The following is an 18,681-nucleotide window of genomic DNA, read 5'->3' as shown; positions in this document are numbered from 1 at the left end:
ACGTGACGAGCATCACGCTGAAATATAAGAACTCTTAATAAATTTCATCATGACAACTTCGGATTTGGCTGTCTTTCGCCGATGAGTCACCAGACGTTACAGGCCATCCATAAGTGAAATCTATCAATCATACCCAGTGTACTGAAATAAACGATTTATCATACATTTTGGCTAAGAGTAATATTCACCGTAAGAATAGTTACAAATTCAAATAAAGACAGCGAATATCGAATAAATCAGGATGCCTGAACAGCGTTCAGTACGCGCACGAATATACGCCTGTATCTAACCGTATTTATAAAGTGAGACAGACCCTTTTTTAATGGTTGAAAAAAGGGGCGGTACGCTGTACCCAAATTCAAGGAGATCGTGATGTCAAAAGCTATTTTTTTAGGTGAGTCATTTTACACCTGGCTTGGCATGCGAGATATCTTGCGCGGTACGACGTTATTTGTCGATATGGAATTTCATTCTTCCCGGACACTTTTGACGGGAAAAGAAATATCACAGAACGCTGATTATCTCATCATTAACCCGAGTGAAAGTGAGGCTTTGAAATACGCCGGAATTATCCGCGCGATGTCATTGCGCCCTTCTGCGACGATCATCGTTTTAGCCGATGAAAACACGTTCTCACTCTTCCAGACCGTTTGCGGGATGCGCCTGGAATTTCTGGATGATCGTGGTTCTCTCGATGCAATCCTGCAAAAAATGACCAGTATTATCAATGGTAAAAAGCCATGTGCGCCTAAACCATTAGCGAACCCAATGACGGTCAATGAGTTTAACGTGATGATGCTGTTTACCCGCGGCTGGTCGCTGTCCCAAATCGCCGGGGCATCGCACAAAAGCGAGAAAACCATCAGCGCCTATAAAAGCAATATTGCCAAAAAACTGGGACACAATAATACCCGACTGAAATATATGATTTCTCAGTATAGCCAACTGTAGCTCACTGGCTTAAGGAATTAACCACCAGATATTTTAATATCGCGTCTTATCTTCACCATTTTAATTCTGCTTCGTTCGGAAGGGCTTTCTATTTTTCAAAAATCGACACTCAGGCAGCACTCCGCGAGCCAAACACAGCCAACAACTCAACGTATTAACACATGCAAAACAGAAATGCAGATGAGGGTTATATATGAATAAGGTTTACAGCATTATTTGGAACGCGGCGCTCGGTCTCTGGGTCGTCGTTTCCGAATTATCCCGCGGGAAGAAAAAAAGCAGCACGCGTAAATCTGTGAGCATCATCGCGGCGACCGCATTAACCGGCGTATCTATGGTCGCCACCGCAACGCCAATGAACACCTACGGCGATCATGTTATTTCCAAAGACTTCGACAAACCGATCTCCGCAGGCGTACACAGCGGGACTTTTGACTACGGTTTCTTATATGAAAACGAGAACGCGTCCCAACAGCTGAACATCAAAGGTAAACTCCCGACCATTGAGTACGGTCAGAGCGGCGTCGTCGATTCCACCACCATCAAGGAACTGTTGGAAGCGGGCAAAATTACCCTGACGGCCACCAGCGCCGATGGTCAGACCACCTCGAAGATCACCACCGTCGACCAACTGTCTGGCTACCTGTTCCATTATCAATCCTCCACGCCTTCGCAAAATGTTGATTTCGGTATTTCCGATCCTGCCGACCCGGAAAACACAGCGTCGATCAAAGTGTTCGACACCCAAGATCTAGAGAATTTTCTTAGCGTTATGGATCTAGGCTCCGTCGTTTTAAATACCTACGACGCCAATCAGACAAAAATTTATAAGCAGTTTGGCTTTGCCCTTGCCGATAAGGGCGCGACGGCCAACCTGAACATTGGCGATGATACGCAGAATGCCAGCGCGAAGGCCAATACCATTGAGTTAATGGCCAAAGACTCCTCGCTGCTGGAAGCACAAAACGCGGGTAGTAAGGTCAACTGGCAATCGGATAACTACGTCAAGTTTGGCGCAGCGCCGGTCGTTCCGGGTAAAGAATTTCAGAGCGGCACAACAACCGATACCTTCGGCCACGACGTCACCATCATGACCTACGGCTATGACAAAGACGGAAAAGTGGTCGAGACCGGCAACAAGACCTTTTCGATCAGCGATGTCACAGGTTTAGCCCAGTTCAATGACTGGTTGCTGGGCAACAGCAGCGATGCCGCCACCTCTCCTGATGGCAAAAAAGTCAGCCAAATTCAGCTGTGGCTGGATGCGGGCGTGGTCACAAAAGTCTCTGACGCACAGGCCAAATATGCCTCGCTTATCGACGACCTGCTGAAGTCCGACAAGGCCGCCGATAGCGTCAACTGGGATTACGACGTCTGGACCGACGGCCTTGCGCATAACAACAATGCGACTGCGGGTAGCGGCGAGCTACATGCTGTCTACGCCAACGGCCAGGGAACCACCGGGACTATCCAGAAGGGTTCCATTCTGGCGGTTGACGGCAGTATTAATGGCGTCATGAAAGCGACGGACGGTGGCACCCTCAATAACGAGGGTGAACTTAACGCCTTACGTACCTCTGGCGGACTGAGTCTGGCTGTCGGTATGCTGGCCGATAATTCGACCGCCACCAACAACGGCATCATCAACTCCGGGCTGTTTATCGACAAGAACGGCAACCAGAACGTCAACAGCTACGGCGCGTACGGGATGCAGGGACAAGGCTCCAGTACCGTCACCAACAATGGCACCATCAACCAGGCCATTACCACGGATGACTACGGTACCGCCTCTGCCGCCGATCCCTGGAACAACACCAGACCTAACACCTCTCTGACACTGGCTATCGGGATGCAGCTGTCCGGCGAAACGACCGGGGTTAACAAAGGGCAAATCAATGTCGTGGACGGGCGCAAAGATGGCCAGTCCTTTGGCAAAGGCACCGCCTATGGTGTTGAAGTGGATGGCAAATCCACGTTCGTCAACGAAAAAGGCGCCTCCATTTCTCTGGGACGCAATGCCAACGATACGACCCAGGATGTGTTAATGCCTGGCGGCTCCAGCCAGAGCGCCGGGATCCTGACCAAAAGCGCGGGCGATGTCACCAACAACGGTACTATCACCCTCGGCACCGGTGTGCGTAATGCCTCTGGTATTCTGGTAGGCAACGCCACCGGTAATGTGATTAACACCGGCACCATCACGGTGAACGGTGACAAATCAGCCGGCAACAGCCAAAACCACGGGATCTCTGTCCGTGACAGCGGCGCTGAGAACAACCAGGTCATCCGCAATGATGGCCAAATTAACGTCAACGGCACTGATAACGTCGGTATTCACATCAGCGCGAGTAACAAAGCGGCAGAAGCCTCCACCAGCGCCACTGGCACGATTACCGTCGCGGGCACCGGCGGAACCACCGACCGCAACTATGCCGTTTGGGTTGAAGGGAACGATGCGAATCGCGCCACCGCCAATGTGAATTCTCACATTACGCTGCAGCAGGTCGGTAATATCGGCGTGCATGTGCGTGACAACGCCGTAGCCAACGTCGACAGCATCAGTAGCCCTACCTTCAATAATACTGACCAGATTGGCTACTATCTGTTTGGTAAGGGTGCGACGGCCAATATCGGCAAAGCGGTGATGGATGACAACGGCCAGGCGCGGACGACCATTTTCCGTATCGCCAATGGCGCGGAGTTTAATGGGAACACCAAAAACCCGATCACCGGCACCAGCTCCAATCTTGAACTGACCTTAAAGGGTGAGAATTCAACGGGTGTTCTGGCGACCGGCGTAGGCAGTACGGTCGATACCGGCGAGGCCAGGTTCACCGTAGAAGGCACTGGCGCCGCCGCCCTGCTCATCGAAGGCGGAGCCACCGGGAGCATCAGCGATAAAACGACCATTAATTTGACCGGTACCGACACCACCGCCGGGATTGTCGACGGCCAGGCGCATAAGCTAAATGGCAAGCCCGACGGCAATGCTCAGAACACCACACTCACGTCCAGTGCTAATATCACCTCTGCCGCTGGCGGCAATAACGTGATTGCCTACGTGACGAAGAATCTGGGCAACCTGATCCTCGATGGCAAAGCCCTTATCGATCTCGCCAGCAAAAACAGCATCGGGGTGGACGTACAACAGGGCGGGCGCTTTACCAACAATTCCACGTCTGCCCTGCACGTCGCCGATGGCATTGGCGTTCGCGCCTCCGGTAACGATGCGCAGATTAAAAAGCTGGGCACCATTTTGGTGGATGACGGCACGGCCGGTGTTCTGTTAGCCAAAGACGCGCGTCTGAGCATCTCCTCTGCCACGGGCGGTCAACCCGACAAGATCACCACCAACGGCACCGCCGACGGCATCCGTCTGGAAGCGGGTGCAGGTTCGCTGAACGCACAGGGCGTCACCATCAGCGCACTGGGCAGCGGTGCGGGGATCCAGAACAATGCGGAACGGTCAGACATTACGCTTAACGATGTCACCATCAACGCCAACGACGGTCCGGGCATCCGCACCAGCGTTGAGCTGAACGTGAAAGACGGCGACAACAATAAACTGAACGTAACAGGCGCAGGCACCGGTTTTGCTTTTGAAAAACAAGATGGTAGCGACGCCACTGGCAATCTGAACATCGGCACGGGCTACACCGTACGGGTGCATAACGACACCAACAACGCCACGGGTAGCGGTATCCTCGCCAAAACCAACGGCAATCTCACGACTAAGGCCAACATCACCGTTGAGGATACGACCGGGGATTCCGCCATTATTGCTAAAAATGTCTCGGCATTGAGCAACAGCGGAATCATTATCTCCAACAGCACCAGCGGCAAAGCCGTGATTGATGCCAGCGGCGATAACGGTAAATCGATCACCAACAGCGGAACCGTACAGGCAGCCAGCGATCGGGCGATTGCCATCCAGTCTGGTCTCGGAAATGACACCATCAATATCAGCGGCAAAACCGTCGGGATCATCAATACCGGTCGCGGCAGCGATAGCTTTACCTGGAACAACGGCACCTTTGCCGGTGAAGTGAATTTCGATGGCACTAACGGGAACAACAAAGCGAACATCGGCAACGTCTCTCTGAAAGAGACTCGCCATATCACTACCCAGGCGGGAGGCGGTAACGCCCTCACCTTCACCAATACACACGGCGATGCGGCCAAAATTGGCAGCCTGACGGCGGATAACCTCAGCTCCGGCACCAATATTGGCGATGGCTGGGATTCGTTGACCCTCACCGGCGCGCAGGCAGACATGCGTATCGTTGAAGATCTGAAGCTGAAAAGTGAAACCATTGCCGTTAACGATGGCGCGACGCTGCGCACGGGCGATCACCGTGAGGCAAGCAGCAGCGCGGCAACGATCAACAATTACGCGGTGAAAACCAGCGGTACCGGCAGTCGGGTGATCTTTGATACTCAGGGCGACGGCGTCGGCGCACAGCAAGTGTATTCCGGGATTATCAGCGGCGACGGTCGCTTTGAACGCGCGGCTGGCGGCACCACTATTTTTACCGCCAATAACAGCTATACCGGCTCCACCACCATTGATAATACCGGGACGCTTCAGTTAGGCGTTGGCGGCACCAGTGGCGGAATTGCTGAAGTTTCCACTATTCTCGATAACGGCCTGCTGGCGATTAACCGTTCTGACGATGTGCGGTTAAATGGGGTCATTTCCGGGACTGGCGCATTGCAGCAGATTGGCGACGGTACGACGCGTCTGACGGGTGATAACACCTATACAGGGCAGACAACGGTAAAAACCGGGACATTGCTGATCAATGGCAATCAGAGTGCAGCGACCGGCGCGACGGACGTCAACGGGAGTGCCACGCTGGGCGGGGTTGGCGTGATTGGCGGCGACGTTGCCATGAATAACAGCACGACCATTAGCGCAGGCGATGGCGGCGCGGGTACGCTGACCATTAAAGGCGATCTGAAACTGGGCAACCAGACCACCTCCGACTTCCAGCTTGGACAAGCCTTTGTGCCAGGCGGCGCGCGTAACGATTTAATCGATGTTGCAGGCGACCTGAAACTGGACGGTACGCTGAACGTCACCGAAAGCGCTGGCGGGCAGTTCGGCCCTGGCGTCTACCGCATTTATAACTACGGCGGCAACCTGGACAACCAAACGCTGGATCTGGGAAGCGTGCCGAGCGGACAGGATAAGAGCAATATTTTTGTTCAGACTATCCTGAAAAATCAGGTGAACCTGGTCAACGCCAACGGTGTCACCCTGCAATTCTGGGACGGACAAACGTCAGGCAGCAATCACGGTAAATCCGGTATTGAAGGCAATGGTGCGATCGACGGCGGCGACGGCAAATGGATGGCTATCGGCGACAACGGCGACAACAACTGGACGCAGCAAGACGGCAATGGCAACGCACCGTGGGCGCAAAAGGCCTTCGCCATCTTTACCGGCAAAGCAGGCACCGTTGAGGTGGATGACGCCGCAGGAAAAGTTGCGTTCTCCGGCGCGCAGTTTGGCACCGAAGGTTACGTGGTCAAAGGCGATGCGCTGAACGGTTATGCCACTACCGCAGGCGGCAACGAACTGATGCTGCGTGTCGGCGAAGGTGCCGCAGGGGCTGACGTTACCGCAACCATCGAGTCGCGTATTCTCGAAGGCGACAGCGCCGATAAACTGACGCTGGTGAAAACGGATTTGGGTCGTCTGATCTTAACCGGCGAGAACGAATACCGTGGCGGAACGCGCATTGACGGCGGTACGCTGCAAATCTCCAGCGACAAAAACCTGGGTCAGGCCGGAACGGGGCTCGCCATTAACAATGCCTCAACGCTGCAACTGGGCGCCGATCTGAGCACCGACCGGACCATCACCCTGGGCGCGAATAAAGATGCCGAGGTCTTTGATCTGAACTCGCATCACTTCACCCCAACCGGCGATATCACGGGTACGGGTAAACTGAAGATCACCAGCAGCTCCAGCACGGCGGGCAGCACCCTGACGTTTGACCGAGCCAACAGCTACCAGGGCGCAACCGAAATTGCCGGGACAGGTAAAGCCAACAACGTCACGGTAAACGTCAGTAAAACCGGCGCATTCGGCAGCAACGCGAGCAGCACGGTGGATGTGAACAAAGGCGCTACGCTCAACGTCAGCGGCGCAGATACCAGCCTGCAATCGCTCACCATGAACATTGCAGACAGTCTGTTAACGCTGGCCGATACGGTCACCGCTGCCGGTTCAACCCTGAATTTGACCGAGAAAGCGAAAGCCATCTTCTCGCAACAGGCGACTGCGGAAAACGCCAAAATCAACCTGAACAGCGGTTCAACCGCGGTGTTTACCGACAACACCACCGCAGGAAATTCACGCATTGCGGTGTCCAGCGACAGCACCCTGGCGCTGCAGGATGACGCCAGCGGCGGCACCGCGATAGTGACCAACAACGGGCTGATGACCTTTGCCGATAACGCCATGGCGGAAATGGCTCAGGTGAAAAACCAGGCAGGCGGCAACGTCGATATTCGCGGCGTCAATAGCGCGACCTCTATCGGTTCACTTTCCGGTGCCGGTAACGTTGAGCTGGGCGATAAGCGTTTGTCACTGGGCAATCTGAGTCTTGATGACACCATCAGCGGCATCATCAGCGGCACTGACGGCAGCCTGGTGAAAATCGGCGACGGTACACTGACCTTAACCGGCGATAACACCTATACCGGCACCACGGATGTCGACCAGGGCGTCCTGCTGGTGAACGGGAATCAGTCGGCGGCAACGGGTCTGGTGACGGTGAAATCCGGCGCTACGCTCGGCGGCGACGGAATTATCGGCGGTACCGTTAATGTGGACGACAATGGTCACATCACGGCGGGCGCCGCGCTGAATAGCGTCGGTAAACTCACCACCGGTTCCCTGAACCTGAGCGACAATTCACAACTGGATTATCAGTTCGGCCAGGCCAACACGCCGGGGGGCGCATTTAACGATCTGATCAACGTGAATGGCGATCTCACCCTCGACGGTAAGCTGAATATTGAAACCACACCAGGCGGAAGTTTTGACGTTGGGGTTTACCGCGTCATCAATTACACCGGCACATTGACCAACAATGTGATGGATATTGCCGATGCGCCAGAAGCGGCAGACAGTCTGTACGTGCAGACCTCGGTCAAAAACCAGGTCAACCTGGTCAATCACGCCGGACTCACCCTGCGCTTCTGGGACGGTACCGGGGGTGAAAACGGCGAGCTGAAAAACAATGGCGTGATCAACGGCGGCGACGGCATCTGGCAGTCCAGCAAAGGCAACGACAACTGGACCACCGACGAATCCACACCGGAAGGTATTCTCAACGCGCCGTTCACCGACGCCGCATTTGCCGTCTTCGAAGGTGAAGCGGGCAATGTGACCGTCGATAACAGCAAAGGTGATGTCATCATCAGCGGGGCGCAGTTCGCCACTGATGGTTATCACGTAGGCGGCGAAGCGATTACGACCAACACGGCGAATACGCTGATTCGTGTCGGCGACGGCACCGTGGATGGCGCGAAATACACCGCCACCATCGACAGCCAGATTCGCGGCACCGGCGGTCTGAATAAGGGCGATTTGGGGACGCTGATCCTCAATGGCGACAACACCTACAGCGGCGGTACCACCATTACGGCCGGTACGCTGCAGGTTTCCGGTGATAAGAATCTGGGTGCGCCAGAAACAGGCATCACCTTTAACGGCGGTACGCTGAAGTATGGCGAAGCGTTCAACACGGCGCGTCAGATCACGCTGGAATATGGTGGCGGCACCTTCGACACCAACAATCACAATGTGGCACTGCTGACGGACGTTGAAGGTAACGGTCATCTCACCAAAACCGGCAAAGGGTCATTGACGTTAACCCAGGACAACAGCTACACCGGTGGCACCACCATCGCACAGGGCACATTGCAACTGGGCACTGGCGGCAATATCGGCAGCATCCAGGGCGACATCGTTGATAACGGCGCGTTAAATATCAACCGTGCCAATACCTATGCCATCAGCGGCAATATCAGCGGTACAGGCATGTTGCTGCAAACCGGTAGCGGTACGACGGTACTGGAAGGTTCCAACAGCTACAGCGGCGTCACGCTGATCGCCAATGGCGAACTGCATGCCGGTGGCGAAAACACCCTGAGCGCGGCATCACAGCACTATGTTCTGGAAGGTACGACCCTGAACACCCAGGGTTATAACCAGACGGTAGCAGGACTGGATAACAGCGGTGATGTTTCACTCCTCGGTCAACAGGTCGGTTCGACCTTAACCGTTAAAGGTGATTACAACGCGGAAGGCGGCACGCTGAAAATCGCGGCGGCGCAGGATGCGAGCGGTAAAGGTACTGCAGACCGTTTGGTCATCGACGGCGGTAAAGCGAGCGGAAGTACACTGCTGGATGTGGACGGTTCCGGACTGGGTGCGCCGACCGTCGGCGATGGTATCGAAGTTGTTACCGCGCTGAATGGCGCCACCACCACTGCGCAAAGCACGCAGGATGCCTTCCATCTGGCCTCTGACCGTATGGCGGCCGGTGCCTTTGAATATCAACTGCACGCCGGTAACGCACAGGGTCAGGGAGAAAACTGGTATCTCAGAAGTGAATACCGTCCAGAAACGATGCTGATCAACGGCCTCGCGAGTGTAGTACGCCAGGGCGATCTCAGCCTGCTGGGTAACATGCACCAGCGTATGGGGGATGATATCAAGCCAGGCATCGATGAAGACAACCGCGCCTGGGCACGGATGATCGGTTACTCCGGAAAAACCAAACTGGATGATGCAACGGGGACTGAAACCAGCAGCCATACCACCGGGATTCAGGTCGGTGCCGATCTCTACGGCGGCGCGAACTGGAAAGCCGGGGTTTACGCCAGCGTTCTGGATATCGACAGCAGCGTGAATGGCACCAACGTTGGCAGCGCCGGTAAAGGCGGCAATATCGACGACAATGGTTTCTACATTGGCGGTTATGCCACCTGGTTCTCTGAAACCGGCATGTACGTTGATAACGTTCTGCAGTACGGCAACCATGATTCCCGCCTGGCGGCATCGGGTAATAGCGATTCGTTCACCGTGAAAGGCAACACGCTGACGGCGTCAACAGAAGTGGGCAAACCGTTCCGCTTAGGCGCCAGCGCCTGGAGTCTGGAACCGCAAGCTCAGTTGATCTATCAGTACAGTGACTTTGACGACAGCACACTGAATGGCTCAACCAAAACGAAGGTGAAAATGGATACTGCAGATTCGTTCACTGCCCGCCTCGGCGTTCGCCTGGTGGGGGATTACGACACGAATCACGGCAAAATCCAGCCTTACGGTCGTGTAAACCTGTGGCAGGGTCTGGGTTCAAAAGACAAAACGCACTTCAGCAACGCCGTGACGACCACGACACTGGAATCGTCTCAGCAGTATTCCAGTACCGAAGTGGCGGCCGGTATGACCTGGACAATTGACAGAGATTTGCAGGTCTACGGTGAATTGGGCACTCAATTCAGTAATGGTGGAAGTAAATCGCAGGTTGAAGCGCCGATTAATGCCTCAATTGGCTTTAAAAAGATGTTTTAATCAAAAGTAAAAATAACTGTTCACCACCTCAAATAGAGGGGGTGAACAATTAAAATCAAAAGCCTTCTGTTTTAACAGAAGGCTTTTTTATGGTCTGGATTTAGGGGGATGTGGTCGTTGCAGAAGTGAACGATTAAGAGCCTATCCCAGTAGGCGTAATTGGCGTAGTCAGTTTGGACACGGACAGCGCGGAAAAACCGGAGCGTACACGTAGTACGTGAGGATTTGATTCGCTACGCTCACCCTTACGGGCCGCCCAGGGGCGTTCAAAGGTAAACCTTTGTGAGCACTGCCCAGGGCCAAAATGACAAGTAAAATAGCCTAATGGGATAGGCTCTAATAATTGAATTGTGTTAACAGTGCGGGAATGTTTTCTGCCGGGACAGGATGCGAAATATAATAGCCCTGCGCTTTATCGCAACCAATACGCATCAACCGGTCTAACTGTTCCTTACTTTCTACACCCTCAGCCAGAACTTCAATACCAAAATCATGGGCTAATACGATAATACCTTCCACGATCTTTGACGATTTTGTATCAGGCTCAATCTCTGCGACAAACGCTTTGTCGATTTTTAAGGTATCGAACGGATATTTCAGCAGATAATCAAGATTGGCATGTCCGGTACCAAAGTCGTCAAGGGACAATTTTACCCCCATGGCTTTAAGCGCGGACATATTCGCTGAGGCGACCAGGCTGTCACGAATCGGTGCGGTTTCGGTGACTTCAATTTCGCAGCGACTGGCGGCAAGTCCTGAGAATGCCAGATTTCGCCTGACACGTTCAGGTAACTCGGGATCGCTGAGTTCCAGCGCGGAAAAATTGATTGAGAGCGAAATATTTTCTGGCCACCGGACCGCGACATCCCAGGGGGGATTCGAAACCATCTCTTCGACTGACGCAATACTGCCGCTTTTTTCCAGCAGCGTAATAAAGATATCAGGGGAAATCATTCCCATGTCGGGGCTATTCCAGCGCATTAATGCCTCAAACCCACAAATCTTTTGAGTATGTAAATTCAAAATGGGCTGATAGACCATATAAAGTTGACTGGTATTCAACGCTCCCTGTAGAGCTCTGAGAACATCATTGGAATTAAACACCCTCCTCCTCCTTAAAAATACAGCTAAAACGGCGACTCCCGCCAAATAAAAATGACTACACGCTCAGCCCCTGTGAGTATTATATACTCTACATAATTCGAGTTGCAGAAAGGAGGTAAGCCCCAGGAGCTTACTAAAGTAAATGACTGGAGTGAGCGAACGTAACCACAGCACATGCAACTTGAAGTATGAAGAGTATAATTCAAAATTTTCTGACCCAATATGATTCAGGGTAAAAAAGATAAACAATGATTAAATCTGACGATCAATTTATTCAGATCTGAAGTGTTCGTTAATCCAAGCTTGAGGACAATCTTCATCTTATGAGTTTGAATTGTTTTATAATTCAGGTTGACTAACTCGGAGATTTCTTTAGCACTGTAGCCGCCGACCAATAAACTCAGTATTTGTTGTTCCCGGTCGGTAAGTTTTTTTTGTGAGCGGAAGGTGCGGGAATGACCTGGCCCCTGTGACAATGACGCGATTTGATTAAAATCGCGTAAGGGTGACTTTTCAGTCAATACGATTGCTTTATCAACATAGAGTAACTCAACACACAGTTTCGCCACCAGACTGTCGGTGATGATGACAATGTTGTTGTCATAGACCTTGAATCTATTTTTATTTAAAAAATCAACAAAATCAGCACAAGACTGCCCGTTATCAATGATATTGAAGAGCATCGTATGATGCCGATACAATGATGACTGACTGATCATCTCTTCGCGCCTGAAGGTTTTAATCGGCACATCTTTACTTTTCAGGAACTCAGAGACGCCACGCCCTACAAAATTATCATTGCCACACATCAACATCCAGTTCACCTTCCTTATAAACTTCTAATTTTATTGCTCATCAAAAAGTTGATAATGATTTTTTCAACTTCAGACTCCTCACGGTGATTTTTAAACTCAAACTTGCACGAAATTTGATGGCAGGAATACAGGTGGTTGTCATCATCAAACTCATTGATCTCCACAACATCGATAACTTGCATATCGAGTTGCAGGTTGCCGAACTGTTCGAACTCCAGCGATGAGCCTTTGATTACCGTATCTTTATGCAAAAAGCGCGGATTCACCTCTTCGGCAATAAGCGCACAACCGCCACGCGAAATGTTTTTAATTTTAAATAAGTAATTTTCGCCGTTTTTGTAGCGCCCAAAGCAGGTAAAACTAAATCCCTTTAGAAACGAGAAACGCTGATGCTGCCTGCGTTGAACAAAAAAAATCATGTCAGGGATAAAATAAACTAATCCACCCGCGTTATCATCTGAGGACTCGCGATCGAACCGGGCGTTGAATTTAATAATTCCGGCTTCACTGTGCAGAATAAAGCATTGAATCTTTTCAGTGACGATATCTTCATGGTGGGAGATGGCGAAGTGTTCGAAGTCGACCTTTTCCAGTTGCGTTACTATGCTGTTGTTTTTATAAACTATTTCAAGTTTCGTCTTCTTGAGAAGCTCTTCACGAATGATGGCAATAATTTCAAATCTATCATCCTTCGCCATACCAAAACTCATCATTAAATCCTTATTATTGTATTTGAGAAACTTCTCATTCTCGTTTGAGATAAACACGAGACAGGCTTCCACTCCTGGTTTCGGATAACCATAATGGATCTCATGTCGATTATTTTGAGCAAAATTAAGTTTTTAGCTATTTTTACTGTTTTATTGATATGTAAAAACATTCATATGTGATGGGTCCTGGCGTAAGTTGTGCCTTAAACCCGTCAAACTTAACCAAAACTTTATAACAAAATTGAATAAAATGGCCCGTACCATCGCGATTTTGAAATAAAAAAGGGCAGATTGCAATATAAACAGTGTAGCGGGTATCCGTGGTTTCTTTTCGTTTACAATCGTTTTTTTAATGTAGCATTTAGTTTAAATCAAAAAAGACAAACAAACATAAGTGCAACCTGAAATAGAGAATCAAGCTACCTGAATTAAGGGTAACATTTTAGTTAAGGCGAGCATCTGTCAATCAACACGTACTTTATAGGGGTATTTCGCATATTTTCTGTGCTTTGAAATATACCCCTTTTACAAGCATGGTTTAATGCAGGAACACAGGAAAAAAGACCAGCATTACCTATGCTGGTCTTAAATAGTTTTGTGAGATGATTATATAATTATTGAAAAACAATCATCTCAGACATTACGTTTGCTGATTCCGGTGCCTGCGCAGCCACATCAATTTATACGCTGCCGGAATGATAAACAGCGACAGCAGCGGCGCGGTAATCATCCCCCCAATCATTGGCGCAGCAATGCGGCTCATGACTTCTGACCCGGCGCCTGCTCCCCACAAAATGGGCAACAAGCCAGCGATAATAACCGCGACAGTCATGGCCTTCGGTCTGACACGCAGAACCGCCCCGTGGTATAGCGCCTCATCCAGTTTCTCGGGCGTGAAGGTCTGTGGGTTTTCCAGCGAAGGTTCGGCTTCAATGGCATGACGAAGGTACATCAGCATCACCACCCCAAACTCCGCCGCGACGCCCGCCAGCGCAATAAACCCGGTTCCGGTCGCCACCGATAAATGGAATCCCATCCAGTACAGGAACCAGATTCCCCCCACTAGCGCGAACGGCACGCTGGTAATGATCAACAGCGCTTCGCCCACCCGACGGAAAGCCAGATACAGCAGCACAAAAATAATCATCAGCGTCGTCGGCACCATCAGTTTCAGCTTGTGGTTCGCCCGCTCAAGGAGCTCAAACTGGCCGGAGAACGCCACGCTGGTGCCGGGCTTCAGCTTCACTTTCTCCGCTATCGCTTTTTTGAGATCGTTAACCACCGACACCATGTCACGATCGCGGGCATCAATGTAGATCCAACTGGCGGGGCGAGCATTTTCCGTTTTCAGCATCGACGGCCCCGCAACCACCTTCACTTCAGCCACATCCGCCAGCGTAATTTGTTGCTTCATCGGCGTCAGAATCGGTAACTGACGCAGCGTTTCCGGGCTGTCACGATAACTTTGCGGATAACGCAGGTTGATCGGGTATCGTGCGATCCCTTCCACCGTTTCACCGACCATCGCGCCGCCCACCGCCGAGGTGATGAACAGCTGCACATCGCCGACCGTCATACCGTAGCGCGCGGCTTTTTCACGCTGAATATCAATATTGATATAGCGCCCGCCTTCCAGACGTTCCGCCAGCGCAGAGGCAACCCCCGGCACGGTTCGCGCTACTTCTTCGATTTGCTCTGCGGTAGCATCGATATCGGCCAGCACAGTGCCGGACACTTTAATCCCGATAGGGCTTTTTATCCCCGTGGACAACATATCAATTCGGTTACGGATTGGCGGCACCCACAAATTTGCCAGACCCGGCAAACGTACCGTTTTATCCAGTTCCTCGACTATCTTGTCCATCGTCATTCCCGGACGCCACTGGTCTTGCGGTTTGAGCTGAATGGTCGTTTCCACCATCTCCAGCGGCGCAGAATCCGTTGCCGTTTCTGCTTTCCCTGTTTTGCCAAACACCCGCGCCACTTCCGGGACGGTCATGATTAGTTTGTCGGTTTTTTGCAGCATGTCTGCCGCCTGCGCCGCGGAGATCCCCGGTAATGTAGAAGGCATGTACAGCAGATCGCCCTCGTTAATTTGTGGCAAAAACTCGCCGCCGATATTTTTGAGCGGCCACAGCACGGTCAGGATAGAGAACACCGCCACCAACAGTGTGGTCTTTGGCCAGTGTAATACTTTCAACAATAACGGATGGTAAACGCGAATCAAAAAGCGGTTGAGCGGGTTGCTGTTTTCTGCGGGGATCTTCCCGCGGATCCAGAAGCCCATCAGAACCGGCGTCACCACAATCGCCAAAAATGCCGCCCCCGCCATCGCCCAGGTTTTGGTGAACGCCAGCGGTCCGAACAACCGCCCTTCCTGACCTTCGAGGGTAAAAATGGGGATAAAAGAGAGCGTGATAATCAACAGACTGATAAACAACGCCGGTCCCACTTCCACCGCCGCATGGGTGATAACGTTCCAGCGGGTGTCGTTATCCAGTTTTTCGCCAGGGTGCAGGTGCCCCCACTCTTCCAGCCGTTTATGGGCGTTTTCGATCATCACAATGGCGGCATCTACCATCGCCCCGACCGCAATGGCGATGCCCCCTAGCGACATAATGTTGGCGTTAATCCCCTGAAAATGCATCACGATGAAGGCGATACACAGTCCCAGCGGCAACGAAATAATCGCCACCAGCGCCGAGCGGATGTGCCACAAAAAGAGCGCACAGACCAGCGCCACAACAATAAACTCTTCCAGCAATTTATAGCTGAGATTGTCAATCGCCCGGTCAATCAGCTGACTACGATCGTAGGTTGTCACCACTTCGACACCTGCGGGTAAACTGCTTTTCAGCGTCGCCAGTTTTTCTTTTACCGCCGAAATCACCTCTCGCGCATTTTTGCCGGAACGCAGGATAACCACCCCGCCCGCGACTTCGCCTTCACCATTCAACTCGGCAATGCCCCGGCGCATTTCCGGCCCGATTTGCACACGGGCGACATCCCGCAAATAGACCGGGACACCGTTTTCAGCGGATTTCAATACGATGTTGTTGAAGTCATCAAGGGTTTGCAGATAACCGCTGGCGCGAACCATGTACTCCGCTTCAGAGAGTTCAACGGATGAACCTCCCGCTTCCTGATTCGAGGAATCCAGCGCCGATTTCACCTCTGACAGGCTGATACCGTACTGCGTCAGTTTCATCGGATCGATAACGACCTGATACTCTTTCACTACGCCCCCCACCGAGGCGACTTCCGCCACGTTAGGGATCGTTTTCAACTCATACTTCAAAAACCAGTCCTGCAAGGAGCGCAGTTCCGCCAGATCATGTTTGCCGCTCCTGTCCACCAGCGCATATTCAAAGATCCAGCCGACGCCCGTGGCGTCCGGACCCATCTCGGCGCTCACGCCCTGGGGTAATTTCCCCTGCACCTGGTTGAGGTACTCCAGGACGCGCGAACGCGCCCAGTACGGGTCGGTACCGTCTTCAAAAATCACGTACACATAGGAGTCGCCAAACTGCGAGAAACCGCGCACGGTTTTCGCACCGGGCACGGAGAGCATGGTGGTCGTCAGCGGGTAGGTCACCTGGTTTTCAACAATTTGCGGTGCCTGACCGGGATAGCTTGTTTTGACGATGACCTGCACATCCGAGAGATCGGGCAGTGCGTCAACCGGGGTATTGATAATGGTCCAGGTTCCCCAGACGCTGAGGAACAACGCCCCCATCATCACCAAAAAACGGTTCGCCACGGACCGGCGAATAATCCATTCAATCATTTACGATTCCCTCAGTGTGAATGGGTCGCCGGAGCGGAGGTGTCGGCTGGCGTGTGCGCCCGCATGCGATCCAGAGCACCGGAAATATTCGCCTCGGAGTCGATCAGGAACAGACCGCTGGAAACAACCTTTTCACCTTCGGTCAGCCCGGAACGAATGGCCGTCATCCCTTGCGATTCGTGAAATACCGAGACGCGCTTCGGCACAAAACGCCCGTCGCTATCGACGGTGATCACCCGCTGCTCTTTGCCGGTATCAATCAGCGCTTTTGACGGAATCAGCAGCATCGGCTCGCTTTCGGTATTCAGTTTCAGATACGCATTCATGCCCGGTTTCAGCGCTTCATCGGGGTTATCCACCAGCAAGCGCACCTGAAGCGTTCGGGTGGTGGCGTCGAGGCTTGGCAGGATGCTCCACTTGCGAATGGTGAACGGTTTATTCGGCCAGGCCGGGACGGCAAGCGCAAACTGGGAGGCATCTTTTATCAGCCAGGCGACAGATTCCGGAACGGCAGCGGCAACCCACACTGGGTCCATCCCCTGGATTTTCGCCACCACGTTATCTTTGGCAATGTTCATGCCGGTGCGTAAGTCAAAGGCGGTAATCACCCCATCAATCGGCGCTTTGAGCGTAAATCGCGTCTGAATTTTACGGGTCGCTGTTAAACGGCGGATATCCTCTTCCGGCATACCGGCCAGCCGTAGCCGCTCCAGAATCCCCTCTACCTGGGTTGCCGTGCCGCCCGTCTCCCGCAGGAGCAAGTATTCACTTTGCGCTTCCACCCAGTCAGGGATCGTCAGTTCGATCAGCGGCGTGCCTTTCTTGATTTTGTCGCCGACCGTCAGCGGGTAGACCTTGTCAATAAATCCGGCGGAACGCGCCTGCACAATCACAAACTGATATTCGTTAAAACTGACATTCGCCGGAAACGTCTGCGCATAATTCAACGCCCCACGGCGTACGGTTTCGGTTTTCAGTCCCAAATTCTGGGTCTGGACAGGATCGATACGCACGCCCGTCGTTGAGGCATCGCCCGCCTCTTCGTCGGCATATTTTGCGACCAGATCCATATCCATAAACGGAGATTTCCCCGGTTTATCAAAACGGGTATTCGGGTACATCGGGTCATACCAGAACAGAACTTTCCGCGCCTCTTTTTCCGGCGCGGGTGTCATTTCAGCAGTTCCGTGCGTTGCAGAATAATATGCATACCCCCCGACAGAAATAATACCGCCGACAAGCATGCTGGCAAAAATAAGCGCGAGATTATTGAGTTTATAAGACGCCATTGTGTTTTCCATTTCTTCATCTACGCTTACCCGCGTTCGGCTGAACGCAGGCAAGAATATAGGCGGCGAGCCCTATGCATTACTGACTGACGTTAATATCCAGCAGCTGCGACAGGTTTCCCTGCTGCACAAAATTAAACGCCACTTTGTCACCGACCTTAATATCACCGAGCTGCGTTTGCGGCGTCAGCGTAAAGCGCATGGTCATTGCCGGCCAGTTCACGGAAGGAATAGGATCGTGGTTAATCGTGATTTTTTTATTTTCCATATCGATGGCTTTCACGATACCCGTCGCGCTGATGGCTTGCGTCTGTTCAGCGGCTGGGGTCGCGTTCATCATCCCTTCGTGTTGATGTTCATTGGCCTGCGCATTCGCTGCGACGAGTGTAAAAAGACCAAAAACAGCAGCTTTAAACGTTGTGGTCATCAT

The 18,681-nt window shown here is 52.3% G+C and carries 8 protein-coding genes; 2 read left to right on the top strand and 6 right to left on the bottom strand.

Features of this window, described 5'->3' with window-relative positions:
- Positions 1 to 372: 372 nt before the first annotated feature.
- Together AC07NP_RS00995 and AC07NP_RS00990 are read left to right on the top strand one after the other, a co-directional pair.
- The gene (locus AC07NP_RS00995) at positions 373 to 951 is read left to right on the top strand and encodes a helix-turn-helix transcriptional regulator (RefSeq protein ID WP_494659308.1); all 579 of its coding nucleotides are present in this window, start codon (positions 373 to 375) and stop codon (positions 949 to 951) included.
- A gap of 193 nt (positions 952 to 1,144) precedes the next feature.
- Positions 1,145 to 10,546 (top strand): autotransporter outer membrane beta-barrel domain-containing protein, encoded by a 9,402-nt coding sequence (locus AC07NP_RS00990; protein ID WP_494659307.1) that lies wholly within the window; start codon positions 1,145 to 1,147, stop codon positions 10,544 to 10,546.
- A 336-nt stretch (positions 10,547 to 10,882) separates the two neighbouring features.
- Here the strand turns inward: AC07NP_RS00990 and AC07NP_RS00985 are convergent, their stop codons facing one another.
- From AC07NP_RS00985 to cusF, 6 genes are all read right to left on the bottom strand, one after another.
- Positions 10,883 to 11,650: a putative bifunctional diguanylate cyclase/phosphodiesterase gene (locus AC07NP_RS00985; RefSeq protein WP_494659306.1), complete on the bottom strand. Its 768-nt coding sequence runs from the start codon at positions 11,648 to 11,650 to the stop codon at positions 10,883 to 10,885.
- 227 nt (positions 11,651 to 11,877) lie between these two features.
- Positions 11,878 to 12,465 carry a helix-turn-helix transcriptional regulator gene (locus tag AC07NP_RS00980; RefSeq protein ID WP_494659550.1) on the bottom strand — a complete coding sequence of 196 codons (588 nt, stop codon included), beginning with the start codon at positions 12,463 to 12,465 and terminating at the stop codon, positions 11,878 to 11,880.
- A 14-nt stretch (positions 12,466 to 12,479) separates the two neighbouring features.
- Positions 12,480 to 13,175, bottom strand: a complete 696-nt coding sequence (locus AC07NP_RS00975; RefSeq protein ID WP_494659305.1) for a flagellar brake protein — start codon at positions 13,173 to 13,175, stop codon at positions 12,480 to 12,482.
- A gap of 640 nt (positions 13,176 to 13,815) precedes the next feature.
- Entirely contained in the window at positions 13,816 to 16,962 is a 3,147-nt protein-coding gene (locus AC07NP_RS00970) for a CusA/CzcA family heavy metal efflux RND transporter (RefSeq protein ID WP_494659304.1), read from the bottom strand.
- Between the two features lie 11 nt (positions 16,963 to 16,973).
- Positions 16,974 to 18,251, bottom strand: coding sequence for an efflux RND transporter periplasmic adaptor subunit (locus AC07NP_RS00965; RefSeq protein WP_494659303.1), 1,278 nt, complete (start codon positions 18,249 to 18,251; stop codon positions 16,974 to 16,976).
- Positions 18,252 to 18,330: 79 nt separating this feature from the next.
- Entirely contained in the window at positions 18,331 to 18,678 is a 348-nt protein-coding gene (gene cusF / locus AC07NP_RS00960; protein WP_494659549.1) for a cation efflux system protein CusF, read from the bottom strand.
- Positions 18,679 to 18,681 lie beyond the last annotated feature (3 nt).

Source organism: Citrobacter sp. GW821-FHT07H02, assembly GCF_059418505.1.
The sequence above is the reverse complement of the archived record's forward strand: the minus strand, read 5'-3'. Positions and strand labels throughout refer to the sequence as shown.

Excerpts from the sequence above, each read along its gene's own strand:
- cusF (WP_494659549.1), bottom strand. The coding sequence starts at position 18,678 with ATGACCACAACGTTTAAAGCTGCTGTTTTTGGTCTTTTTACACTCGTC.
- AC07NP_RS00995 (WP_494659308.1), top strand. The coding sequence starts at position 373 with ATGTCAAAAGCTATTTTTTTAGGTGAGTCATTTTACACCTGGCTTGGC.
- AC07NP_RS00975 (WP_494659305.1), bottom strand. The coding sequence starts at position 13,175 with ATGAGTTTTGGTATGGCGAAGGATGATAGATTTGAAATTATTGCCATC.
- AC07NP_RS00965 (WP_494659303.1), bottom strand. The coding sequence starts at position 18,251 with ATGGCGTCTTATAAACTCAATAATCTCGCGCTTATTTTTGCCAGCATG.
- AC07NP_RS00980 (WP_494659550.1), bottom strand. The coding sequence starts at position 12,465 with ATGTTGATGTGTGGCAATGATAATTTTGTAGGGCGTGGCGTCTCTGAG.
- AC07NP_RS00990 (WP_494659307.1), top strand. The coding sequence starts at position 1,145 with ATGAATAAGGTTTACAGCATTATTTGGAACGCGGCGCTCGGTCTCTGG.
- AC07NP_RS00970 (WP_494659304.1), bottom strand. The coding sequence starts at position 16,962 with ATGATTGAATGGATTATTCGCCGGTCCGTGGCGAACCGTTTTTTGGTG.